Below are 23,942 nucleotides of genomic sequence, written 5' to 3'. Positions count from 1 at the left end.
TTGTGTCTGCCGTTCAATTTTCCTGAAAAAGCTGACCCTGCACGGCGCTGTTGGTCGCGGGGGCTACCGCAACGCGGTCGCCGCGATAAATGATGCCGCCTCGTAAGATGCGGGCTGTCATGCCGCCATGGCCACGCAAAGCGTTATAGCCTCCCGGGCCCAGTGCCTTTTCCATGCGGCTACAGGGCGCGCAGGGGCCGGTGATCTCGATAAGGACATCACTGCCGATCATAAGCTGTTGCTGTCGACAGGCCAGTAGATTGAGCCCCGACACCAGCAGGTTGCGTCTGAGTTGTTCGGGGGAGAGATCAGTCAGGCTGCAAAAGGCCGCAACGACCGACAGATGCTCGGCCTGAAAAAGCGTGACTTCACGCTTGCCGCCCCGGGCGCTGTAATGATCGCCTTCGATACCCTGACCCTCGATCAGCGTCAGGGCATCCATGACATTGACGTCACCGTGACGCCGGGGGCGTCGGCTCAACCATTCAAGACGGCCGGCATGGGGGAACTGTGTCATGAGGTTTCTTAAACTTTCCATTGCCTCTCCGTGTTAACACCTGGTCGTCTTCTATGCTTTGATGGTCGTATCTTTTCAAAGGACATTGTTGTCATGACGCAGACGCCCCCACCAAACAACCGACCGCCCCGCGATCCCTTCTCCGAGTTCAAGGATGATACGGAAGTGGTTGAAGACATCGTGCAAGACGGTGAGCGCATACGCCGGCGCGGCATCTATCTACTGCCCAATCTCTTTACCACGGCTGCCCTGTTTTCGGGCTTTTTCTCTGTCGTGGCAGCACTCAATGGCAATTTCGGTTCGGCGGCCATCGCCATCTTTGTCTCCATGGTGCTCGATGGCTTTGATGGTCGGGTCGCTCGCATGACCAATACGCAAAGCGCCTTTGGCGAAGAATACGACAGCCTGGCTGATATGCTCTCTTTTGGTGTGGCGCCTGCCATCGTGGCCTTTGCCTGGATTCTTCAGGATGTCGGCAACCTCGGCTGGATAGCTGCCTTTATCTATGTGGCGGGGGCGGCGCTGCGTCTGGCGCGTTTTAATGTGCAGATCGGCAGTACCGACAAGAAGTGGTTCATCGGGTTGCCCAGCCCGTCGGCTGCAGCCGTGGTAGCAGGGTTCGTCTGGACCTTTCACAGCTTTGAAGCCACCGCTTTTGGTTTCAAGGTACTCATGGCCATTATTGTCGCGGCAGTAGGCATTCTGATGGTCAGCAACATTCGCTACTACAGCTTCAAGGAAGTGGATCTGAAAAGTCCCGTTCCCTTTGTGGCACTGCTGGCCATCGTGCTGGCTTTTGTTCTTATCTCGCTGGAGCCGGCCATCATGCTGCTGTTGCTGTTTGGCAGCTACGCCGCTTCCGGTCCGATACTGGCGATTCTGCGTCGCACCGGTCATGCAAAACCCATCACCAGCGGTATCGCAACGACCGAAGAAGAGATGGAAGAAGCCGAAGCAGAAAAGGAAGAAAAATCAGGTAATACTGATGAGTCAACGGTGGCGGGCCCTTCGCCAGCATCCGAAACATCCGATGAAAGAAAGTAGCCGCTTTTTTAAAATCAGGGGTTGCGTGGTCCCGGTCTGATCTATAAAGTACGCATCCGCTGCCACGGAGCACACGGCGACGAGGCGGCGGGGAAGTTAAGCAGGTGATTGTTTTGACTGGGGTTTTGGTCGCTCAATCAGGATTTCAAATCCAGCCGCTGACTTCCGGATCGAAAAAAAGAGGTTGACTTTTCGATTCAGGGCTGTAAAATGCCCACTCTCTCGAAGCAGCCGCCACGGCGACTGAGGCAACATCTTCGAGACGCTCTTTAACAAGTCGATCAGGCAATTTGTGTGGGCGTCTGGCTCGTGTGACACCAGTCACATAGATAATCGAGCAGACGAACACTCGTCAAGAGTACTAGTTTGACCTCGAGCCCGGATTGATTCACCTCGATGACTGCTTCGGCAGGCTTCGAAACGAATCTCAAAGCTTCAAAATAAACTGAAGAGTTTGATCATGGCTCAGATTGAACGCTGGCGGCAGGCCTAACACATGCAAGTCGAGCGGTAACAGGGGTAGCTTGCTACCCGCTGACGAGCGGCGGACGGGTGAGTAATGCATGGGTATCTGCCCGGTAGTGGGGGATAACTCGGGGAAACCCGAGCTAATACCGCATACGTCCTACGGGAGAAAGCAGGGGATCTTCGGACCTTGCGCTATCGGATGAGCCCATGTCGGATTAGCTTGTTGGTGAGGTAACGGCTCACCAAGGCAACGATCCGTAGCTGGTCTGAGAGGATGATCAGCCACACCGGGACTGAGACACGGCCCGGACTCCTACGGGAGGCAGCAGTGGGGAATATTGGACAATGGGGGAAACCCTGATCCAGCCATGCCGCGTGTGTGAAGAAGGCCTTCGGGTTGTAAAGCACTTTCAGTGGGGAAGAAGGCATGGTGGTTAATAACCACCATGAAGGACATCACCCACAGAAGAAGCACCGGCTAACTCCGTGCCAGCAGCCGCGGTAATACGGAGGGTGCAAGCGTTAATCGGAATTACTGGGCGTAAAGGGCGCGTAGGCGGCTTGCCAAGCCGGATGTGAAAGCCCCGGGCTCAACCCGGGAACGGCATTCGGAACTGGCAGGCTAGAGTGCAGGAGAGGAAGGTGGAATTCCCGGTGTAGCGGTGAAATGCGTAGAGATCGGGAGGAATACCAGTGGCGAAGGCGGCCTTCTGGACTGACACTGACGCTGAGGCGCGAAAGCGTGGGTAGCAAACAGGATTAGATACCCTGGTAGTCCACGCCGTAAACGATGTCGACCAGCCGTTGGACCCCTTGAGGGTTTGGTGGCGCAGTTAACGCAATAAGTCGACCGCCTGGGGAGTACGGCCGCAAGGCTAAAACTCAAATGAATTGACGGGGGCCCGCACAAGCGGTGGAGCATGTGGTTTAATTCGATGCAACGCGAAGAACCTTACCTGCTCTTGACATCCTGCGAATCTCCCAGAGATGGGAGAGTGCCTTCGGGAACGCAGAGACAGGTGCTGCATGGCTGTCGTCAGCTCGTGTTGTGAAATGTTGGGTTAAGTCCCGTAACGAGCGCAACCCCTATCCCTTTTTGCCAGCGGTCCGGCCGGGAACTTCAGGGAGACTGCCGGTGACAAACCGGAGGAAGGTGGGGACGACGTCAAGTCATCATGGCCCTTACGAGCAGGGCTACACACGTGCTACAATGGCCGGTACAAAGGGTTGCGAAGCGGCGACGTGAAGCCAATCCCATAAAGCCGGCCTCAGTCCGGATCGGAGTCTGCAACTCGACTCCGTGAAGTCGGAATCGCTAGTAATCGTGGATCAGAATGCCACGGTGAATACGTTCCCGGGCCTTGTACACACCGCCCGTCACACCATGGGAGTGGACTGCACCAGAAGTGGTTAGCTTAACCTTCGGGAGAGCGATCACCACGGTGTGGTTCATGACTGGGGTGAAGTCGTAACAAGGTAGCCGTAGGGGAACCTGCGGCTGGATCACCTCCTTAAACGACTAAAGTGCTCACGCGAACCAGCGCGTCCACACAAATTGCCTGATCGGATAGAGCGAAGACTGCTTGGGTCTGTAGCTCAGTTGGTTAGAGCGCACCCCTGATAAGGGTGAGGTCGGCAGTTCAAGTCTGCCCAGACCCACCAACCTGTCGGGGCCTTAGCTCAGCTGGGAGAGCGCCTGCCTTGCACGCAGGAGGTCAGCGGTTCGATCCCGCTAGGCTCCACCATACCGGCTCGGTGCATACAAACAGTCTCGCTGATACTGATGAAACCACAGTCAAAAGTCATGATGATGACAGATCATCGACATGATTTCTGACTGTCTTTTTGACAGTACGCTCTTTAACAATGTGGATCATGCTGACCTGTCGGTCGGTGAACACCCCTTCTTCGGAAGGGTGTCGTGACCCGGCCGGCAGACAACGTATAAGTTTGCTGTGATACGTAATGTCGTACGTATTCCAGCAAATGTCGTGTGATCGTGAAACCGGACCCCTTGGGGTTATATGGTCAAGCGATTAAGCGCACACGGTGGATGCCTAGGCAGTCAGAGGCGATGAAGGACGTGACAGCCTGCGATAAGCGTCGGTGAGGTGGCAAATGACCTGCGACCCGGCGATTTCCGAATGGGGAAACCCACTTACCATCAGGTAAGTATTCATGAGCCAATACATAACTCATGAAGGCGAACCGGGAGAACTGAAACATCTAAGTACCCCGAGGAAAAGACATCAATTGAGATTCCCCCAGTAGCGGCGAGCGAACGGGGACCAGCCCTTAAGCAGTGCAACCGATAGGCAAACAGTCTGGGAAGTCTGACCATAGCGGGTGATAGTCCCGTAGCCGAAATCCGAGCATTGTGAAATCGAGTAGGTCGGGGCACGTGAAACCCTGACTGAACATGGGGGGACCATCCTCCAAGGCTAAATACTCCTGACTGACCGATAGTGAACCAGTACCGTGAGGGAAAGGCGAAAAGAACCCCGGCGAGGGGAGTGAAATAGATCCTGAAACCGTGTGCGTACAAGCAGTGGGAGCAGACTTGTTCTGTGACTGCGTACCTTTTGTATAATGGGTCAGCGACTTATTTTCAGTAGCGAGCTTAACCGAATAGGGGAGGCGCAGGGAAACCGAGTCTTAAATGGGCGAATTAGTTGCTGGGAATAGACCCGAAACCGGGCGATCTATCCATGGCCAGGATGAAGGTCAGGTAACACTGACTGGAGGTCCGAACTCAAGTATGTTGAAAAATGCTGAGATGAGCTGTGGATCGGAGTGAAAGGCTAATCAAGCTCGGAGATAGCTGGTTCTCCTCGAAAGCTATTTAGGTAGCGCCTCACGTATTACCACCGGGGGTAGAGCACTGTTTCGGCTAGGGGGCCATCCCGGCTTACCAACCCGAGGCAAACTCCGAATACCGGTGAGTACAGCGTGGGAGACACACAGCGGGTGCTAACGTCCGTTGTGAAAAGGGAAACAACCCAGACCGCCAGCCAAGGTCCCAAAATCCCGGTTAAGTGGGAAACGATGTGGGAAGGCACAGACAGCCAGGAGGTTGGCTTAGAAGCAGCCATCCTTTAAAGAAAGCGTAATAGCTCACTGGTCGAGTCGGCCTGCGCGGAAGATGTAACGGGGCTCAAACCGGGTACCGAAGCTGCGGGTGCATCCTTATGGATGCGCGGTAGAGGAGCGTTGTGTAAGCCTGCGAAGGTGGATCGTGAGGTCTGCTGGAGGTATCACAAGTGCGAATGCTGACATGAGTAACGACAAGGGCGGTGAAAACCCGCCCCGCCGGAAGACCAAGGGTTCCTGTTCGACGACAATCGGAGCAGGGTGAGTCGACCCCTAAGGCGAGGCCGAAAGGCGTAGTCGATGGGAAACGGGTCAATATTCCCGTACCGGATGTTATTGCGATGGGGGGACGAAGAAGGCTAGGTGAGCCGGGCGCTGGTTGCCCCGGTGAAAGCGAGTAGGCCTGAGGATCAGGCAAATCCGGTCCTCTACAAGCCGAGACGCGAGACGAACAGACCACGGTCTGGAAGTCACTGATGCCACGCTTCCGGGAAAAGCCTCTAAGCTTCAGATAACATGCGATCGTACCCCAAACCGACACAGGTGGTCAGGTAGAGAATACCAAGGCGTATGAGAGAACTCGGGTGAAGGAACTAGGCAAAATGGCACCGTAACTTCGGGAGAAGGTGCGCCGGCCAGGGTGACGGGACTTGCTCCTTGAGCTCTGACCGGCCGAAGAGACCAGGTGGCTGCAACTGTTTATTAAAAACACAGCACTCTGCCAACGCGTAAGCGGACGTATAGGGTGTGACGCCTGCCCGGTGCCGGAAGGTTAATTGATGGTGTTAGCCGCAAGGCGAAGCTCTTGATCGAAGCCCCGGTAAACGGCGGCCGTAACTATAACGGTCCTAAGGTAGCGAAATTCCTTGTCGGGTAAGTTCCGACCTGCACGAATGGCGTAATGATGGCCACGCTGTCTCCACCCGAGACTCAGTGAAATTGAAATCGCTGTGAAGATGCAGTGTACCCGCGGCTAGACGGAAAGACCCCGTGAACCTTTACTATAGCTTCACACTGGACGCTGATGTTACTTGTGTAGGATAGCTGGGAGGCTTTGAAACCCCGACGCCAGTCGGGGTGGAGCCAACCTTGAAATACCAGCCTGGTATCATCGGCGTTCTAACTCCGCACCGTGATCCGGTGTGAGGACAGTGTGTGGTGGGTAGTTTGACTGGGGCGGTCTCCTCCCAAAGAGTAACGGAGGAGCACTAAGGTACCCTCAGCACGGTTGGAAATCGTGCAATGAGTGCAAGAGCATAAGGGTGCTTGACTGCGAGACGGACATGTCGAGCAGGTGCGAAAGCAGGTTCTAGTGATCCGGTGGTTCTGTATGGAAGGGCCATCGCTCAACGGATAAAAGGTACTCCGGGGATAACAGGCTGATACCGCCCAAGAGTTCATATCGACGGCGGTGTTTGGCACCTCGATGTCGGCTCATCACATCCTGGGGCTGAAGTCGGTCCCAAGGGTATGGCTGTTCGCCATTTAAAGTGGTACGCGAGCTGGGTTTAGAACGTCGTGAGACAGTTCGGTCCCTATCTGCCGTGGGCGTCGGAAGTTTGAGAAGTGCTGCTCCTAGTACGAGAGGACCGGAGTGGACGCACCGCTGGTGTACCGGTTGTCATGCCAATGGCACCGCCGGGTAGCTATGTGCGGACGGGATAACCGCTGAAGGCATCTAAGCGGGAAGCCCCCTTCAAGATGAAACTTCCCTGGAGCCTCGAGCTCCCTGAAGGGCCCTCGAAGACGACGAGGTCGATAGGCGCGGTGTGTAAGTGCAGCAATGCATTGAGCTGACGCGTACTAATTGCCCGTGAGGCTTGACCATATAACACCCAAGTGGTTCGCATCACACGAATACGTTGATGTATCGATCAGCATGATCCCGATTTTGACCCGCTGCCCAAAGGGCAGCCGGTCTGCAGAATTGCCTGACGACCATAGCGTGCCGGCACCACCCGATCCCTTCCCGAACTCGGTAGTGAAACGGCTCCGCGCCGATGGTAGTGTGGGGTCTCCCCATGTGAGAGTAGGTCATCGTCAGGCACCCCTTCCGAACCCCGGTCCTTAACAGGACCGGGGTTCTTTTATGGGCGCTCGCCGACGCCGGCATGGCCCCTGCCGGCGGTCACTGACGTGACCGCCGGACAGGGCCCCTCAGGGCGCGGTCGCCAGCGCCGCCACCAGTGCCGTCATCTCCGCCTCGGTGCCGATTAATGGCCAATATCGAATATTGTTTGGGAAAATCAATCCCTTCCTGAACAAAGAGGCTTGGTGTTACGGCGTCTTTTGCACCACAATGGATAGGCAGTGCCCAGGGTAATGGGCATATTGTTGAATCAACGAACACAGACAGTAGGCAAGGGAGAGCTGACGATGAAAAAGACACTGGGTATTTTGCTGGCTGCCATGATGACATTTGCAGTAGCCGGTTGTGACAATGATGACGGTCCTGCTGAAGAAACCGGCGCACAGATGGACAACGCGGCCGATGATGCTGGCGATTCCGCGAACGATGCGGCTGACTCCATCGGTGATGCTACCAGCGACGCTGCTGACTCCACTGGCGAAGCCATGGAAGATGCCGGTGACTCCATCAGCGATAGCGCTGAAGAGCACAGCAACTGATCTATCCCTTCTTGCCAGGGTAGAGAAGTGAAAAAGCCTCCTGACGACTGTCAGGAGGCTTTTTTATGATGCTGCTGAATTATGGTGGCGTTACTGTTCGCTGGCTGCGCCTGCTGCAGCCCCTGCTGCACCACCTATGATTGCCCCCGTACCGGCACTTCCGCCCGTTACGGCGCCCGCTGCGGCGCCTGTGGCACCGCCTATGCCGGCCCCCTGAGCCGCGCTGCGCCCTGTAGGGCTGCTGCAGGCGGTCAGAAACGCCAGTGCTACAACGGCGGTCATTGCCAGAATACCCTTGTGCATATCTCTCTCCTTGTAGACGTTTAATGGAAGATAGCTGAATCAAGTCATTATCGGCCAATCCTGTAAAGACTGTACTGAAACGCTTGACGTATTAAGGGCGAGTAAAAAAAAGCCCTGCACAATGCAGGGCTTTTCTGGCAGGCCTGTATGGATTACAGACCCGAATTTTGCTGCTTAGTCCCAGGACAGAGCGCCACCTGTCTGATACTCGGTGACCCGCGTTTCGAAGAAGTTTTTCTCCTTGGGCAGGTCGATCAGCTCCGACATCCAGGGGAAGGGGTTTTCCACGTCGTCAAAGAGCAGCCCCAGACCAATCTGTTCGCTGCGGCGATTGGTGATGAACTGCATGTACTGCTCGGTAAGCTCGGCGTTCAGGCCGAGAATACCGCGCGGCATGGTTTCACGACCGTAGGCCACTTCCAGCTGGTAGGCTTCCATCAGCATACCGCGCACTTCCTGCTGAAAGGCCTCGTCCCACAGATGCGGGTTTTCGATCTTGATCTGGTTGATGCAGTCGATGCCGAAGTTCAGGTGTATGGATTCATCGCGCAGAATGTACTGATACTGCTCGGCGATCCCCACCATCTTGTTGCGACGACCCAGTGCCAGAATCTGAGCAAAACCGGTGTAGAACCACATGCCTTCAAATACGACATAGAAGGCCACCAGCGCGCGCAAAAAGGCCTTGTCGCGCTCGACGGTGCCGGTCGTGAAACTCGGGTCTTCCAGCGCCTGGGTGTACTTGAGCGCCCAGGTGTCCTTGTCGGTGATCGAGGGAATTTCCCGATACATGTTGAAGAGCTCACCCTCATCCAGCCCCAGCGACGTGCAAATGTACTGGAAGGTATGAGTATGGATGGCTTCTTCAAAGGCCTGGCGCAGCAGGTACTGGCGGCATTCCGGGTTGGTAATGTTGCGATAGACGGCCAGCACGATGTTGTTGGCGACCAGCGACTCGGCGGTGGCAAAAAAGCCCAGATTGCGCTTGAGCATCAACACTTCGTCTTCGGTCAGCCCTTGCGAGCTGTTGACCGGCGCTCGCCATGTGGCGATATCGCCCTGCATGGAGACTTCGGTCGGCATCCAGTGATTGTTGCAGCCGGAAAGATACTTTTCCCATGCCCAGTTGTACTTCAACGGCAGCAGCTGGTTGACGTCGCTCTGAGCATTGATCATCGCCTTTTCGCTGGCATCAATGCGTGATGCGCCGACCTGAATTTCACCCAGACCGCTGGTATCGACCTGATCGTTATCGTCGGCAAACAGGTTTGTCTCTTGCATCGTTGTCTCCCTTGCCATCATCCAGCGTTTTCAACGATTGAAGATGGTCTTGAATACGGTAGACGGCGGTCTCGTGAGACCACCGTCGTGACTATCAAATTACTGGCAGGCTTCGCAGTCCGGATCATCGAGCGAGCAGGCCAGCGGCGGTGCCGAGCCCAGCGGCTGCTGGGTTGCCTGCGAGGCTTCCGGTGCCGCAGAAGGCGTCGGCTGCGGCGCCGGCGCATTGGGCTTGACGCCGTTGAGCTTGCCATCGGTGCCCTTGAGCGTGGATTTCTCAAGGCGTGTGGAGGCCTGCGCACGGAGGTAGTAGGTTGTTTTCAGACCCAGCTGCCACGCCATGCGATAGGTCGTGTCCAGCTTGCGACCGGAGACACCGCTGATATAGAGGTTTAGTGACTGCGCCTGATCGATCCACTTCTGACGACGCGAGGCGGCCTCGACAATCCAGCGCGGCTCGATCTCGAACGCCGTGGCATAGCGCTGCTTGAGATCGTCCGGAATGCGGTCGATCGGCTGGAGCGAGCCATCATAGTATTTGAGGTCATTGATCATCACCTCATCCCACAGCCCGCGCTCCTTGAGTGCATGCACCATGTGCGAGTTGACCACGGTGAACTCGCCCGACAGGTTCGACTTCACATACAGGTTCTGATACGTCGGCTCGATCGACTGCGTCACGCCACAGATATTGGAAATGGTGGCGGTGGGCGCGATCGCCATGACGTTGGAGTTACGCATGCCCTGACGACGGACCTTGTCACGAACGCGATCCCAGTCCTGAGTGGTGGACGTATCCATCTGCACATACTGTTCGCCACGTTCACGCTGCAAATCGCGAATCGAGTCGATGGGCAGAACGCCCTGGCTCCAGAGGGAGCCTTCATAGGACTCGTAGCGACCGCGTTCGGCGGCCAGATCGCTGGACGCTTCGATGGCGTGATAGCTGATCAGCTCCATGGAGTGATCGGCAAAGGTCACCGCGTCATCGGAGGCGTAGGCGATGCCATGCTTGTACAGCGCGTCCTGAAAGCCCATCAGGCCCAGCCCGACCGGGCGATGACGGAAGTTGGAGCGCTTGGCCTGCGGCACGGCGTAATAGTTGATGTCGATGACATTATCGAGCATGCGTACGGCGGTCTTGACCGAGCGCTTGAGCTTTTCACTGTCCAGCTGGCCGTTGACCACGTGCGCGGCCAGATTGATCGAGCCCAGGTTGCACACGGCGATCTCGTCGGCGCTGGTGTTGAGCGTGATCTCGGTGCACAGGTTGGAGGAGTGCACGACACCGGCATGACGCTGCGGGCTGCGCAGGTTGCAGGGATCCTTGAAGGTGATCCAGGGGTGGCCTGTTTCAAACAGCATCGACAGCATCTTGCGCCACAGATCCTTGGCCTGCACACGCTTGAACAGCGTGATCTCGCCGGTATGCGTCATCGCCTCGTACTCTTCGTAGCGCTTTTCAAAGGCCGCGCCATAAAGGTCGTGCAGGTCAGGGCAGGTCGCCGGTGAAAACAGCGTCCACTCCTTCTCTTCGCTGACGCGCTTCATGAACAGATCCGGCACCCAGTTGGCCGTGTTCATGTCATGCGTCCGGCGGCGATCATCACCGGTGTTCTTGCGAAGTTCGAGGAACTCCTCGACGTCCATATGCCAGGTTTCCAGGTACGAGCAGACCGCGCCCTTGCGCTTGCCGCCCTGGTTAACTGCCACGGCCGTGTCATTGACGACCTTGAGGAAGGGCACAACGCCCTGCGACTTGCCGTTGGTGCCCTTGATATAGGAGCCCAGCGCGCGCACCGGCGTCCAGTCGTTGCCCAGACCGCCGGCCCACTTGGAGAGCATGGCGTTGTCGCGGATGGCGCCGTAGATGCCTTCAAGGTTATCCGGCACGGTCGTCAGGTAGCACGAAGACAGCTGGCTGCGCACGGTACCGGCATTGAACAGCGTAGGTGTCGAGGTCATGTAGTCAAAGCTCGACAGCAGCTCGTAGAACTCGATGGCGCGCGCTTCACGATCCTGCTCGTTCAGCGACAGGCCCATGGCCACACGCATGAACATGACCTGCGGCAGTTCGTAGCGAACGCCGTCACGGTGCAGGAAGTAACGATCGTAAAGCGTCTGCAGACCCAGATAGGTGAACTGATTGTCACGCTCATGGCTCAGGGCGTCGCCCAGGCGGTCGAGATCGAACTCGGCCAGTACCGGGTCGAGCTGTTCGAATTCGATACCGCGCTTGATGTAGCTCTGGAAGGCCGGCTTGTAGAGCGTGGCCATGTCACCAAAGGTGGCTTCTTCGGCAACTTCGAGAAAGGAGAGGGCTTCGCGACGCAGATTGTCCTGCAAAAGACGCGCGGTAACGAAGGTGTAGTTGGGTTCCTTCTCGACCAGCATGCGCGCGGTCATCATCAGCGCCGTGGCCACGCCGTCGGGGGTGACGCCGTCGTAAAGGTTGCGCAGCGACTCATCCATGATGCGACGTACTTCGACGTTGTCGAGACCGGCACAGGCCTCGGTGATCAGCGTCTCGATGCGTGCCAGGTCCAGCGGCCGGCGGCTGCCGTCGGGCTGGGTCACATTGATGGTGGGGTGAGGCTTCTCGATGCCCTGGTGCTGTGCGGCGCGGGCACGAGCGTGCTCTTCGCGATACAGCACATAGGCACGAGCCACCTTGTGTTCGCCCGAGCGCATCAGGGCAAGCTCGACCTGGTCCTGGATGTCCTCGATATGAAGAGTGCCGCCTTCCGGCATGCGACGCGCAAAGGTGTCCATGATGGACTCGGTCAGCTGCTCGACCTGCTCACGAATGCGCGAGGACCCGGCGGCGTTGTCACCTTCCACGGCGAGAAAGGCCTTGCTCATGGCCACGGAGACCTTGCTCGCATCAAAGGTGGCGGTATCACCGGTACGCTTGATAACGCGCAGCTGCTGATCGGTCTTGCGCGTGTGAACATCATCAAGGGTTGATGAGGTATCACGCTCTGTATGCGAGGTTTCCATAACGTTACCTTCCTGCCGTAAGGTCAAAAGCGTTCTATCCCGCCATTCGCACAAGGAAAAACGGGCAATAACGGGATCAAAAATTGGATCGTGCGGGGTATTGACACGCGATGGGTGTTTTTGCTGCAAAACACTACATGGTGTGTCTGTCGTTCGAGTGGACACAATATAGTGTGTCTGGTGGATAGCCTCAATAGTAAAAAACAACTCAAATTGAGCGTACAAACTGTGGATAAAGTGTGCTTACCTCGCCACAGGCCTTGTGATCACTGAGGTGGCGAGAGGTATATGAAAATTTCTGGAGGCCTGCGATTTTTTGTCGCGAATATTTCAGCTCAAACGGAAAAGGGAGAAATGAAATTCATGCCGATCAGAGCCTGATGATGAGAATCGTGTGCAAATACGGTCGTTCTGTATGGGCACGTTCGTGTAACAGTGGCACAATGTTGCCAAAGTTGAACGACCGTTGGATTTGAAGGTCACATTTATCGCTGTCTGCCTGCCGCATGCTCGGGCACTGCCTGTGCAGTAGACCGGTGACGGCACGGAAGCTTCTTTATCAATGATCGGACGGACGAGCCTTGGATAACATTACAACCGCCAACGAACACATTCTTATCATCGAAGATGATGAACGACTGGCCGCGTTGACGCGTGAGTATCTTGAAGGCAACGGTTTCAGGGTCAGCGTTGAACACGACGGCACCAACGGCGTGGAGCGCATTCTTTCCCTGCGACCGGACCTGGTCATTCTTGACCTGATGCTGCCGGGAGAGGATGGCCTGTCCATCTGTCGCCGGGTACGTCACCAGTACCCCGGCCCCATTTTGATGCTGACAGCCCGTACCGATGACATGGATCAGGTGCTGGGGCTTGAAATGGGCGCCGATGATTACGTCCCCAAACCGGTGCCGCCGCGGGTACTGCTGGCCCGTATGAGGGCGCTGCTGCGTCGGGCCGACGGTACCGAAACTGCCGAGCAGGAAGAGACTCGTCTCGAGTTTCGTGACCTGGTGGTAGACTCATCGACCCGAGAGGCGTGGCTCAACGGCGAGCGCATCGATCTGACCAGTGCCGAATTCGACCTGCTCTGGCTTTTGGCCTCACATGCCGGTCGGGTGCTGACCCGCGAAGAGATATTCTCGGCGCTGCGAGGCATTCGCTATGATGGTCAGGATCGTTCGATTGACGTGCGAGTGTCACGTATTCGACCCAAGATCGGTGATGACCCGCATCAGCCTCAGCGTATCAAGACCGTACGCAGCAAGGGCTATCTGTTCGTTCGAGAGATCTGAGTCGGTTATCGACTGACTCCGTTTCATGAAGGGCGGCTTCGTCTACTGTCAAGAACCGTGTGCAAAGGATAGACGATGCCGTCACGTTTTCCCTCTCTGGCCTCATGGCACGCCCGCTCCGGCGGGCCGGATGGCCTGACACCACCTCCTCACCGGCCGCTGTCTGCCCATGGCGGTTTTCGTCGCCTTTATCTGACGCTGTTTTTATCGCTCATGGCCATTTTCTGGCTGGGCGTGGTGGCGTCATGGCTGATCGACGACTGGCGCGAGGACCACTATCGCCAGCGCCTGGCCAGCGGGCCGATGGCGCTTTTGACGTCTCTGGTGGCCAGCCAGCCGGAAAGCTCTCGCGATGCCTGGCTGAGCGCCTACGAAGATGAGCTGGGCATTCGTCTGGCACTGTCGGATTCCGAAACGCTGATGCTGGGCTTTATGGACCGCCGTCGCCTGACGCGCGGTGATGTGCTTGCCCGTCAGGCGCAGGGCGAGATCGGCTGGCAGCTGTATCAGCGTCTGCCCGGCGAAGATGACTCCATTCTGGTGGCCCACTTTACCGGTCTTTCCGAACAGCAGCCCCTGCAGCTGGTGTCTCTGCTGCGCCAGTGGCTGGAGCTTTCGCCGGATGACGAGCGCGAAGCCCGCTTTCAGGAACTGCGCAGTCGCATCTCGCTGCCGATGGGCATGGGTAGCGGCACGCCGCCGGGGCTTTCCAACAGTCAGCTGACGCAGCTTAATGCCGGCCATGTGGTGATCAACGTGGTGGCCGAGCGCTCAAGCCTTGGCTTCTACGCCCAGTTTTCGGGCGGTCGCTGGATCATGGTCGGGCCACTGTCGCCTTTCGAGTCGCTGCCGATCCTGACCATCGCCATGGTCATGGCCCTGATGCTGACCATGCTGGGCACGGCCATCTATCTCATCATGCGCAGCGTGGAAAAACGCCTGACCAAGCTTGAGCAGACCACGGCAAACTTTACGGCCGGAGACTACAACGCACGCGTCACCATCCAGGAAGGGGAGTACCTGACTCAGCTGGGACTGGCCTTCAACACCATGGCCGATCAGGTGCAGGCGGTTCTCTCATCCCAGCAGGATCTGATGCGCGCGGTATCGCACGAGTTTCGAACGCCTGTGGCGCGGGTGCGCTTTGCGCTGCAGATGGTCGATGACATGAGTGAATCGCCCGGCATCAGGCGATTGCTGAAAGGGGTGGATGACGATATTGAATCCATCGACCGGCTCATCGATGAAATCCTGACCTATGCCCGTCTGGATGGCGCCACCGATGGGCTTTTGCCGCTGGAGCCGGTCAGCCTTGAGGTGCGCGATATTGCCGACCGCGTCATCGAGACGCTGACGCCGCTGCATCCGCAGCTAACGCTTGAAGTCACCGGCGGTCAGGACCTCCATGTACATGCTGATGCACGCTATCTCCAGCGTGCACTGCAGAATCTGGTTTCCAACGCCTGTGCGCATGCCGGAAGCCGGGTCCATGTGCGCCTGCTGGGCGATGAGCGCATGGTCTATCTCAGCGTCGAGGACGACGGCGCAGGCGTTGCTGCCGAGGAGCGCGAGCGAATCTTCAAGCCCTTCGCGCGTATCGATGATAGCCGTACCCGGCAGCAGCCCGGCGTCGGGGGCTACGGCCTGGGGCTGGCCATCGTTGCCCGTATCGTGCAGTGGCACCACGGGCGTATCAGCGTTGATACCGCCCCCGAGCTGGGTGGCGCGCAGTTTATCCTTTCCCTGCCACGCCATTACGAGACAACAGAAGAGTACGCCTGAGCCCGGTCAGCCGGCCGGGCGAATGCCGTTGAGCACGGAAAAAGAGGTCTCGCGCGCCGTGCGCAGGAAATCGCTCATCCACACCTGACTCATCTGATCGAGCCGAACGGCGGCATAGAGCGTCCCCCAGACGCCTTCCTTGCCCAGCGAGCAGGCTCTCACGTAATCCCTTTCCAGATATTCGGTCAGCGCCCAGTTGGGCAGGGCGCAAACCCCGCGCTCGCTGGCCACCAGCTGCATCATCATCATGGTCAACTCGGCCGTGCGTGTTTCGCGCGGGTGGATGCCGGCAGGTTCCAGAAACCGGCTAAAGACATCCAGCTTGGAATGCTCTACCGGATAGGTGATCAGAATCTGGTCCACCAGATCCTCCGGCACCACGTAGCGCTTGTCGGCCAGCGCATGCTGGCGGGCCACGGCCAGCAGGCTTTCGTAGCGAAAAAGCGGTTCATAGTGAATGCGTGGCAGGGGCTGCGGATCAGCCGTTATGACCAGGTCGAGCTGTTCACGTGCCAGCGCCGGCAGGGGGTCGAAGTGCTGGCCGGCCGGAATGTCCACCTCTACCTCGGGCCAGTGATCACGAAAGTGATCGATGGTCGGCATGAGCCATTGAAAACAGCTGTGGCATTCGATGGCCATGTGCAGACGACCCTGTTCACCGCCGGCCATGCGGGCAATATCACGTTCGGCGTTGCGAATCTGGGGCAGAACCTGCTCGGCCAGCCCCAGAAGTCGCTGGCCGGCACGCGTGAACTGCACCGGGCGTGTCTTGCGCAGAAAAAGCGGACAGCCCAGTCGATCCTCCAGATCCTTGAGCTGATGAGACAGCGCCGACTGGGTCAAATGCACGCGCTCGGCGGCTTCGACCAGCGACCCGGTATCGCGCAGCGCCAGCAGGGTGCGCAGGTGCCGGAACTCGATCATTAAGACTTCTCTCTCATGACTGATCTGAAAAATGAATCATTGAAATGGGCATACCCTACGGACCGCTCTGCTCAACGGGGCGGCACTGAGCGTCCGGCAGCAGCCGGTCGCGGCCGCCAAAATCCGACGGACACAGCGCATCGGGGTTCGTAATCCGACTGAAAAGCGCCGGCAGCAGGCTGGTATCAGGGCGGGCCGTCTGTGCCGAGCGCGATGTGACCGGCTGCCATTGGCCGTTATCATCGCGCTCGGCGATGACAAAGGCAAAGGAGTAGGCGCCGGGCTGGCCCATGCGCAGATCGGTCACGACCAGAGTGTCGTCACGCTCTTCGCTGCGCCAGTACGGCGCTGAAAACCAGCCCAGACGCTGGCCCGCCCAGCTGTCGACAAGCGTGTCGTGGGCTGCCATGGGGCGGCTGAAGCTATCCAGGGCCAGCGTGCCTCGCTTGTCAAACACGCTGACCAGGCCCTCCAGCTGGCGATCATCGTCGATCACCGTTACGCGCCAGACCAGGGTGGTCAGCGGCATGGGCTGTACCATGACCGGGCGATCATCCAGCCCGCGCTGCACCAGTTCCGGCTGAACCTGCGCCATGACCATGGCCTTGGCGGCCACACTAAAGCCCAGATACATCGTTGAAATGGCCAGCCCGATAACGACGGCCCGCCCCCTGGCGCCTCTGATCAGTGCCACGATAATGGCGATCAGCATGGGCAGGGTGTAGAGCGGGTCGATGATGAAAATGGTCTTCCAGGCCACCGGCGGTGAGGCGATGGGCCACAGCAGCTGGGTGCCGTAGGTCGTGAAGGCGTCCAGAATCGGGTGTGTCACCAGACAAAGCCACCAGAACCAGAACCATGACACGGTGGGGATGGTTCTTGTCGCCGGCAGGCGCGCACAAACAAGGGTTAAAAGCCCGGCCAGTGCTGACAGGACAAACATCGAGTGCGACACGCTGCGGTGATAGGTGTAGTCGGCCACAGCGCTGCCGAAATCGATGAAGCTGTCCAGATCCGGCAGGGTAGCGGCCACGGCACCCAGCACAATCGACTTGCGGCCCAGCCGCCGTCCCAGTACGGCACCGCCCAGCGCGCCGCCAAGGCAGGCCTGTGTCAAGGAATCCATTGTTTTTGTGTCACTCCCGCTCCCGGGTGGATATCGCATCAGGCCATGGCAGCTATGCTTGTACCATCACAACTGATACCAGTACGGCCAGAAAGGGGCCGGGTGATCAAAGAGTAACAAGGAGTGGCACACATGTCCCTGAACGAGCGTCAGCAGCAGGCGTTCAGAACGCTGGCGGCCGAGACCGACGGTATCGATGTCGAGGTCTACAAGCGCTTCGAGCGCGACCCGCTGGACCCTATCATCGGACTGGGCCAGCGTAATCTGCGCGTCGGTTTTTTCGGTCGCGACCCCGGCCGTGATGAAGTCCGTCATGGCGAGCCCTTCATTGGCGCCGGCGGCCAGCTGGTGAGAAAGGCGCTGCATGAGCAGCTTTACGGCGAAAAAATGCCGGATTTCGAAGCCTCCCGCGCCGTGGGAGAACATTTTTTCTGGATCAATACCGTGCCTTACAAGCCGGTGGGCAACAAGGCGTGGTCGATGAAGGTCAAGCGCCACTTTCATGGCCTGATGAACGAGCTTTTGATCTCGCGCTGGGAAGGCCGCTCGCTGATCACGCTGGGGCGCGAAGCCTTTTTATGGTTCGGCATCGACCGGCCAAAGCCCGAGCGCGACCGGCTGGAAGCGTTCTGGAAGCGCGAGGATCGCTTTGAAAGCAGTATTGACGTCACGCTGGAAGACGACCAGGGACAGTCGCAGACCTTTACGCTTTATCCGCTGCCTCACCCGTCACCGCTGAATCAGACCTGGTACAGCCGGTTTCCGGGGCTGCTGGCGCAGCGCTTGGAGCAGCTGGACGTCAGGCCCGACAATCTAACGCTTTGATCGGGGCCTTCGCCCCGGCTAATCGGGGCGAATGGCCATGCGACCGCTGCCGCAAAACATCAGTGCCAGCGACGCACCCAGCATCAGCACTTCGGTCTCAAGGTGCCAGCCCCCGGTGTCACCCAGCGACCAGATCGCACTCATGCGCATCAAGGCGATGGCAAACACCATGTTGACGGCGGCCAGCGCGCCACCTACCCGGCAGCGCCAGCCGGCAAGGATCATCAGCGGTGCCATCAGCTCGCCGGCAAACACGCCAAAGGCCAGCGGTGCGGGCAGGCTCAGGTGTTCAAGGTGTTCACCGATGCTTTCGAGCACGTCCGGTGCGCCAATCTTGGCGATGCCGTGTAGCAGCAGGGTGATGCCAAGGGCGAGTCGAAGGATCAGCTTGCCCAGATGTTCATTGTTAAAAAACGACATGATGTTCCCCATGTGCCAGAGCTGACTTGAAAAACGACCTGTTAGCCGGCATTACAGTGACATCGTTTCAAGGCATTCACCAGATTGCACACGTTGGCCGAACGTGGCAGCCAATGTGTCATGCGTGCTCAACGCGCGCGTCATACGACCTCGAGGAGTCTATCGTGCAATATCTACATACCATGGTCCGTATCACCGATATCGATCAGTCCCTGAAATTTTACTGCGATCTGCTGGGCATGAAGGAAGTGCGTCGCAAGGAGAGCGAGAAGGGGCGTTTTACGCTGATCTTTCTGGCCGCCAACGACGATGAAGCCTCCTCCAGCGAGCAGCAAGCGCCGGAGCTGGAGCTGACCTGGAACTGGGACCCGGAAGAACTGACCACCGGGGCGCGCAACTTCGGCCATCTGGCCTATCGCGTCGATGACATCTATGCCACCTGCCAGCATCTGATGGACAACGGCGTGACCATCAACCGTCCGCCGCGCGACGGTCACATGGCGTTTGTTAAATCACCCGACGGCATCTCCATCGAGCTGCTGCAAAAGGGCGACGCAAAGGCTTCACAGGAGCCCTGGGCGTCAATGGAAAACACCGGCAGCTGGTAGAAAGTACCGGCGTCTGGATGACAACAGGGGGCACCCGATCGGGTGCCCCCTGTTGCGTTCTGGCATGATCACCGACTGCTTAATGTGTACGACGGGCGCCGGGCAGATTCAGGCGCTGCGCCATGCGCTCCATGGCTTCGACGCAGCTCGGCGCGATGGGCGTACACAGCACCCATGGCAACACGACCAGCGCAATGGCCAGTGACCCCATATAGACATCCTGCAGCCAGTGAGCCCCCGCCATGACACGCGGTGCGCTGAGTACCGCAATCATGATGGCGCTCACAATGGCCGGTCGATGGTCGCCAAAGCGAAAAATGAACGCCGTGAAGACCATCAGCATCAGGCCGTGATCGCCGGGGAAGCTGTTTCTATCGGAATCCTTGGTATCAAACGAGACCACATCGGTCAGGAAATTGACGTTGTCAAAACTCAGCGTCGGGCTTGGATGACCATAGGTCATCTTGTTGGTCGCCAGCGCCAGCAGTCCGGCCACAACCAGCATGGTCAGCCCCACACCCAGCCAGCGCCAGAAGCGCCCGGTGCGCGGGTCAAGCGAGATGGCCCAGGCAAAGATGGCCAGCAAAACGAAAAAGGACGCCGCATCAAAATAGCGGGTATTGACCATGGCCAGAAAGTTGACCCAGACCGGATGATCACTGGTAATAAACTGGTTGAAAAACCAGAAGATCCGGTCGTCGATCAACGACCAGACCGACAGCCACAGCCAGCTTGCAAACAGGGCAAGCCCGGCCAGATTGCAGTAGATGATACGTTTGAGATTCAAGTTCATGACGCCCCTTCCTAAAATAGCCCGAAACACCGGTCAATCGTGATGAATACCCCGGTGCTGCTGCCCCGAGCGTGTTGTAAGTCGTTTTAAAAATTGCATCAGGCCGTGAACGGCGCCGGATACCACCGGGGTACACAGCAGCCAGGGCAGGGAAATCAGGGCAATCGACAGCGCCCCGACAGACACATCGCTGACCCAGTGAGCGCCCACCATGATGCGAGGCGCACAGACCAGCACGACCAGCGCTGTGGCGGTCCATGCGATCAGACGGTCGGCAAAGCGCCACATGAAGGCAGCAAAAATCATGGCCATCAGTCCGTGATCGCTGGGGAAACTGCTGGAGGCACTGTCCTTGGCCGGCAGCGTGGTCAGCTCGGACAAAAGGTTGACGTTGTCGAGTATCGCCGTCGGGCTGGCGTGCTTGTAGGTCATGACGTTGTGGATGATGTCCTGAAAAATCAGGGCCGTGACCGTCATCACAAACCCGATTGCCCCCCATTTGAGCCAGCTGCCCTGAGGGTCGCGCTTCATGGCGATATAGAGCATCACTACCAGCAGCACGAACATCGCCTTGTCGAAGGCGCGCGTATTCAGTGCCGCGAGAAGGCTGGTCCAGGTCGGGTAGTCAGCCGTGATGAACTGATTGAAAAACCAGAAGATGGCGTCATCCACGGATGACCAGACCAGAAACTGGGGCAGCCACCAGGACGTGACCAGCGCCACACCCAGCAGATTGTAGAAAAGAATTCGGCGGAAGTTCATGGCAGGCACGGGTCGGTTATAAAACAGTGTTCATTGTAATTTAATGTTGTTTTAATAAAAAGTCACCCGCCTTAATCGACTCGTAAAATAGAGACTATTGCATGGGACATACTGGGGGCAGACACAAAAACAGCAGGCCCGGAGGCCTGCTGTAGAGAACCCTGTCTCGAGGGGAAGGGTTACAGGGTTTCGATGGTACGCCGCTGCGTCATCAGCGTGTCGCGGGTGGCGCGGGCCTGTTCGAGCTTGCCACGCTCCTTGTCAACCACGGCGGCGGGTGCCTTGCTCATGAAGCTGTCATTGGCGAGCTTTTTCTCGACGCCATCGATGAGCTTGTCCTGCTTGTCGATATCGCGGTCGATGCGGGCAAGCTCGGCGTCGCGGTCGATATGACCGGCCATGGGCACATGGACTTCCATGGCGCCGACACGCTGAACGCTTGCGGCCGGGACCTCTTCGGGCGCCACAAAGTGCATGCTCTCCAGACGTGCCAGCTTGCTCAGAAACAGCGCATTGTCTTTAAGGCGCTGGCGGTCGGTCTCTTCGCCGTGCGTCAGCAAAACGTCCAGCGGCTTGCCGGGTGCAATATTGAGCTCGGCGCGAATGTTGCGAATGGCAACGATCACCGATTTGACCCATTCGATGTCGGCGATGGCGGCGTTATCGACAAGCGATTCATCCGCCTGCGGCCAGGGTTGAACCATGATGGAACTGCCCTGTTGCTCGATATCCACACCCGCCAGCAGTGACACCTTCTGCCAGATCTCTTCGGTGATAAACGGCATCATCGGATGGGCGAGACGCAAAATGGCCTCAAGCACGCGCACCAGCGTTCGACGCGTACCGCGGCGCGCTTCAAGCGTGGCCTCGCTGTCCCACAGTACCGGCTTGGAAAGCTCCAGATACCAGTCGCAGTACTCGTTCCAGACAAAGTCATACAGCGCCTGGGAGGCGTGGTCGAAGCGGAACTCCTCCAGCGCTTTGGTGACCTGAGTCTCGACCTGCTGAAGGCGCGAGACGATCCAGCGGTCTGCCAGCGACAGCGCGACTTCGCCGTCCGGGCCGCAGTCCTCGCCCTCGGTATTCATCAGCACGTAGCGCGCCGCGTTCCAGAGCTTGTTGCAGAAGTTGCGATAGCCTTCCAGACGACCCGAGTCGAATTTGACGTCCCGTCCGGTGCTGGCCAGCGACAGGAAGGTGTAGCGCAGCGCATCGGTACCGTTGGACTCGATCCCCTCGGGGAATTCCGCCCGCGTGGCCTTGGCAATCGCCTTTGCCTTCTGCGGCTGCATCATGGCGCCGGTGCGCTTTTCCAGCAGCGTGTCCAGATCAATGCCGTCGATCAGGTCGATCGGGTCGAGCACATTGCCCTTGGACTTGGACATCTTCTGGCCCTGGCCGTCACGCACAAGGCCGTGAACATAGACCGTTTTGAACGGGACCTGGCCGGTGAACTTGAGCGTCATCATGATCATCCGGGCAACCCAGAAGAAAATGATGTCAAAGCCGGTGACCAGCGTGCTGGTCGGATGGAAGGTTTCCAGTTCCGGCGTCTTTTCAGGCCAGCCCAGCGTGCCAAAGGTCCAAAGCCCCGAGCTGAACCAGGTGTCGAGCACGTCGTCGTCCTGAATCAGGATCGTGTCCGGGGAGAGCGCGTACTTTTCACGCACCTCTTCTTCGCTGCGCGCCACATAAAACCTGCCCGTCTCGTCATACCAGGCCGGAATGCGATGGCCCCACCAGAGCTGGCGGGAAATACACCAGTCCTGCAAATCGCGCATCCACGAGAAGTACATGTTCTCGTAGCTTTTGGGCACGAAACGAATATCGCCGTTTTCCACTGCGTTGATGGCAGGTTTGGCCAGCGTCTCCACGGCCACGAACCACTGATCGGTCAGAAGCGGCTCGATCACATCACCGGAGCGGTCGCCATGGGGCAGGGTGTTGGTCACGGTTTCGACCTTTGCCAGCAGACCCTGCGCGTCCATGTCGGCCACGATCTTCTCGCGCGCCTCAAAGCGGTTCAGGCCCTGATACGCCGTGGGCAGGGCGGTGTCGATGTCATCACGCGGGGTGCCGTCCATGTTGAAGACTTCGGCGGCGTCCCGGATGCAGGCGCTTTGGGTGAAAACGTTGATCAGGGCACTGTCGTGGCGTCGGCCCACGCCATAGTCGTTGAAGTCGTGCGCCGGGGTGATCTTCACACAGCCCGAGCCCTTGTCCATGTCGGCGTGTTCGTCGGCAATCACCGGAATGCGCCGGCCCACCAGCGGCAGGGTGACGTATTTGCCGACCAGCGAGGCGTAGCGCGCATCATTCGGGTTGACCGCCACGCAGGTGTCGCCCAAAAGCGTCTCCGGACGCGTGGTGGCGACCACCAGATGGTCCAGCCCTTCGCTTGTGGTCACGCCCTCGGCCAGCGGGTAGCGAAAGTGCCAGAACTGGCCCTGCTGGTCGCGGTTTTCCACTTCCAGATCCGAGATCGCCGTGCCCAGCGTCGGATCCCAGTTGACCAGCCGCTTGCCGCGATAGATCAGTCCTTCGTCATGCAAGCGCACAAAGGCTTCGCGCACGGCGTTGGAAAACCCGTCGTCCATGGTGAAACGCTCGCGGCTCCAGTCAACGCTGGTGCCCATGCGCCGCAGCTGACGGGTGATGTGGCCGCCGGACTCGTTTTTCCACTCCCATACCTTGTCGGTGAACGACTCGCGGCCCAGGTCGTGACGCGACTGACCGGTTTCGTGCTGCAGCTTGCGCTCGACCAGCATCTGCGTGGCGATACCGGCGTGGTCGGTGCCGATCTGCCACAGCGTGTTGTGCCCCTTCATGCGCTGATAGCGGATCAGGGTATCCATCAGCGTGTCCTGAAAGGCATGGCCCATGTGAAGACTGCCGGTCACATTGGGCGGCGGGATCATGATGGTGTAGGGCGAGCCCTGACCGGAGGGCGCGAAATAGCCTCTGGATTCCCAGTGCTGATACCAGGCGCGTTCGATCGATTCAGGCTGATAGGTTTTTTCCATGGACCGGCTCGGTTTGAAACTGTGAAGTGCTCGCGAAGATTCAGTGCCCGCGC

16 protein-coding genes, 2 tRNA genes and 3 rRNA genes are annotated in these 23,942 nt (G+C 58.2%); 11 read left to right on the top strand and 10 right to left on the bottom strand.

Annotation, left to right across the window (positions count from 1 at the left end):
- Positions 1-13: 13 nt before the first annotated feature.
- A complete protein-coding gene (locus tag ACS92L_RS09560) occupies positions 14-538 on the bottom strand; it encodes an MOSC domain-containing protein (protein WP_438764454.1) in 525 nt (174 codons plus the stop codon).
- Between the two features lie 72 nt (positions 539-610).
- Between ACS92L_RS09560 and pssA the strand changes: the two genes are divergently transcribed.
- From pssA to ACS92L_RS09525, 7 genes are all read left to right on the top strand, one after another.
- Positions 611-1,561, top strand: coding sequence for a CDP-diacylglycerol--serine O-phosphatidyltransferase (gene pssA, locus ACS92L_RS09555; protein WP_438764452.1), 951 nt, complete (start codon positions 611-613; stop codon positions 1,559-1,561).
- 442 nt (positions 1,562-2,003) lie between these two features.
- Positions 2,004-3,543 (top strand): 16S ribosomal RNA (locus tag ACS92L_RS09550).
- Between the two features lie 71 nt (positions 3,544-3,614).
- A tRNA-Ile gene (locus ACS92L_RS09545) sits at positions 3,615-3,691 on the top strand.
- Positions 3,692-3,698: 7 nt separating this feature from the next.
- Positions 3,699-3,774, top strand: a tRNA-Ala gene (locus ACS92L_RS09540).
- Positions 3,775-4,055: 281 nt separating this feature from the next.
- Positions 4,056-6,947 (top strand): 23S ribosomal RNA (locus ACS92L_RS09535).
- A 102-nt stretch (positions 6,948-7,049) separates the two neighbouring features.
- A 5S ribosomal RNA gene (rrf, locus tag ACS92L_RS09530) occupies positions 7,050-7,165 on the top strand.
- Together the 16S, 23S and 5S rRNA genes with 2 tRNA genes alongside form the textbook arrangement of a ribosomal RNA operon.
- A 330-nt stretch (positions 7,166-7,495) precedes the next feature.
- Positions 7,496-7,747 carry a hypothetical protein gene (locus tag ACS92L_RS09525; protein ID WP_438764450.1) on the top strand — a complete coding sequence of 84 codons (252 nt, stop codon included), beginning with the start codon at positions 7,496-7,498 and terminating at the stop codon, positions 7,745-7,747.
- Positions 7,748-7,837: 90 nt separating this feature from the next.
- Here ACS92L_RS09525 and ACS92L_RS09520 read toward each other — a convergent pair whose 3' ends face one another.
- The 3 genes from ACS92L_RS09520 to ACS92L_RS09510 all read right to left on the bottom strand — a co-directional run bounded on the left by ACS92L_RS09520 (position 7,838) and on the right by ACS92L_RS09510 (position 12,331).
- Positions 7,838-8,029: a YMGG-like glycine zipper-containing protein gene (locus ACS92L_RS09520; protein ID WP_438768451.1), complete on the bottom strand. Its 192-nt coding sequence runs from the start codon at positions 8,027-8,029 to the stop codon at positions 7,838-7,840.
- 195 nt (positions 8,030-8,224) lie between these two features.
- Positions 8,225-9,331 (bottom strand): ribonucleotide-diphosphate reductase subunit beta, encoded by a 1,107-nt coding sequence (locus tag ACS92L_RS09515; RefSeq protein WP_438764449.1) that lies wholly within the window; start codon positions 9,329-9,331, stop codon positions 8,225-8,227.
- Between the two features lie 99 nt (positions 9,332-9,430).
- On the bottom strand, positions 9,431-12,331 hold the full coding sequence (locus ACS92L_RS09510) for a ribonucleoside-diphosphate reductase subunit alpha (protein WP_438764448.1): 2,901 nt from the start codon (positions 12,329-12,331) through the stop codon (positions 9,431-9,433).
- A 581-nt stretch (positions 12,332-12,912) separates the two neighbouring features.
- Here ACS92L_RS09510 and ACS92L_RS09505 point away from each other — a divergent pair.
- Positions 12,913-13,626 carry a winged helix-turn-helix domain-containing protein gene (locus ACS92L_RS09505; protein WP_438764446.1) on the top strand — a complete coding sequence of 238 codons (714 nt, stop codon included), beginning with the start codon at positions 12,913-12,915 and terminating at the stop codon, positions 13,624-13,626.
- Between the two features lie 75 nt (positions 13,627-13,701).
- Positions 13,702-15,408 (top strand): ATP-binding protein, encoded by a 1,707-nt coding sequence (locus ACS92L_RS09500; protein WP_438764445.1) that lies wholly within the window; start codon positions 13,702-13,704, stop codon positions 15,406-15,408.
- A 6-nt stretch (positions 15,409-15,414) separates the two neighbouring features.
- On the opposite strand, the gene ACS92L_RS09495 is transcribed toward ACS92L_RS09500, so the two are convergent.
- Positions 15,415-16,332 carry a LysR family transcriptional regulator gene (locus tag ACS92L_RS09495; protein ID WP_438764443.1) on the bottom strand — a complete coding sequence of 306 codons (918 nt, stop codon included), beginning with the start codon at positions 16,330-16,332 and terminating at the stop codon, positions 15,415-15,417.
- Positions 16,333-16,387: 55 nt separating this feature from the next.
- Positions 16,388-17,458, bottom strand: coding sequence for a metal-dependent hydrolase (locus tag ACS92L_RS09490; protein WP_438764441.1), 1,071 nt, complete (start codon positions 17,456-17,458; stop codon positions 16,388-16,390).
- 132 nt (positions 17,459-17,590) lie between these two features.
- On the opposite strand from ACS92L_RS09490, the gene ACS92L_RS09485 reads away from it, so the two are divergent.
- Complete coding sequence (locus tag ACS92L_RS09485; RefSeq protein ID WP_438764439.1) at positions 17,591-18,283, top strand: uracil-DNA glycosylase family protein; 693 nt, start codon at positions 17,591-17,593, stop codon at positions 18,281-18,283.
- A gap of 18 nt (positions 18,284-18,301) precedes the next feature.
- On the opposite strand, the gene ACS92L_RS09480 is transcribed toward ACS92L_RS09485, so the two are convergent.
- Positions 18,302-18,703, bottom strand: coding sequence for a DoxX family protein (locus ACS92L_RS09480; RefSeq protein WP_438764437.1), 402 nt, complete (start codon positions 18,701-18,703; stop codon positions 18,302-18,304).
- A 164-nt stretch (positions 18,704-18,867) separates the two neighbouring features.
- Here ACS92L_RS09480 and gloA point away from each other — a divergent pair, with 164 nt between their 5' ends.
- The gene (gloA, locus tag ACS92L_RS09475) at positions 18,868-19,311 is read left to right on the top strand and encodes a lactoylglutathione lyase (RefSeq protein WP_438764435.1); all 444 of its coding nucleotides are present in this window, start codon (positions 18,868-18,870) and stop codon (positions 19,309-19,311) included.
- 79 nt (positions 19,312-19,390) lie between these two features.
- Here gloA and ACS92L_RS09470 read toward each other — a convergent pair whose 3' ends face one another.
- The 3 genes from ACS92L_RS09470 to ACS92L_RS09460 all read right to left on the bottom strand — a co-directional run bounded on the left by ACS92L_RS09470 (position 19,391) and on the right by ACS92L_RS09460 (position 23,889).
- On the bottom strand, positions 19,391-20,104 hold the full coding sequence (locus ACS92L_RS09470; protein ID WP_438764434.1) for a phosphatase PAP2 family protein: 714 nt from the start codon (positions 20,102-20,104) through the stop codon (positions 19,391-19,393).
- A 33-nt stretch (positions 20,105-20,137) separates the two neighbouring features.
- Positions 20,138-20,866, bottom strand: a complete 729-nt coding sequence (locus ACS92L_RS09465) for a phosphatase PAP2 family protein (RefSeq protein WP_438764433.1) — start codon at positions 20,864-20,866, stop codon at positions 20,138-20,140.
- A gap of 179 nt (positions 20,867-21,045) precedes the next feature.
- Positions 21,046-23,889, bottom strand: a complete 2,844-nt coding sequence (locus ACS92L_RS09460; RefSeq protein WP_438764432.1) for a valine--tRNA ligase — start codon at positions 23,887-23,889, stop codon at positions 21,046-21,048.
- Positions 23,890-23,942: the final 53 nt, after the last annotated feature.

Source organism: Kushneria halocnemicola, from assembly GCF_965650455.1.
GTDB lineage: Bacteria > Pseudomonadota > Gammaproteobacteria > Pseudomonadales > Halomonadaceae > Kushneria.
The sequence above is the reverse complement of the archived record's forward strand: the minus strand, read 5'-3'. Positions and strand labels throughout refer to the sequence as shown.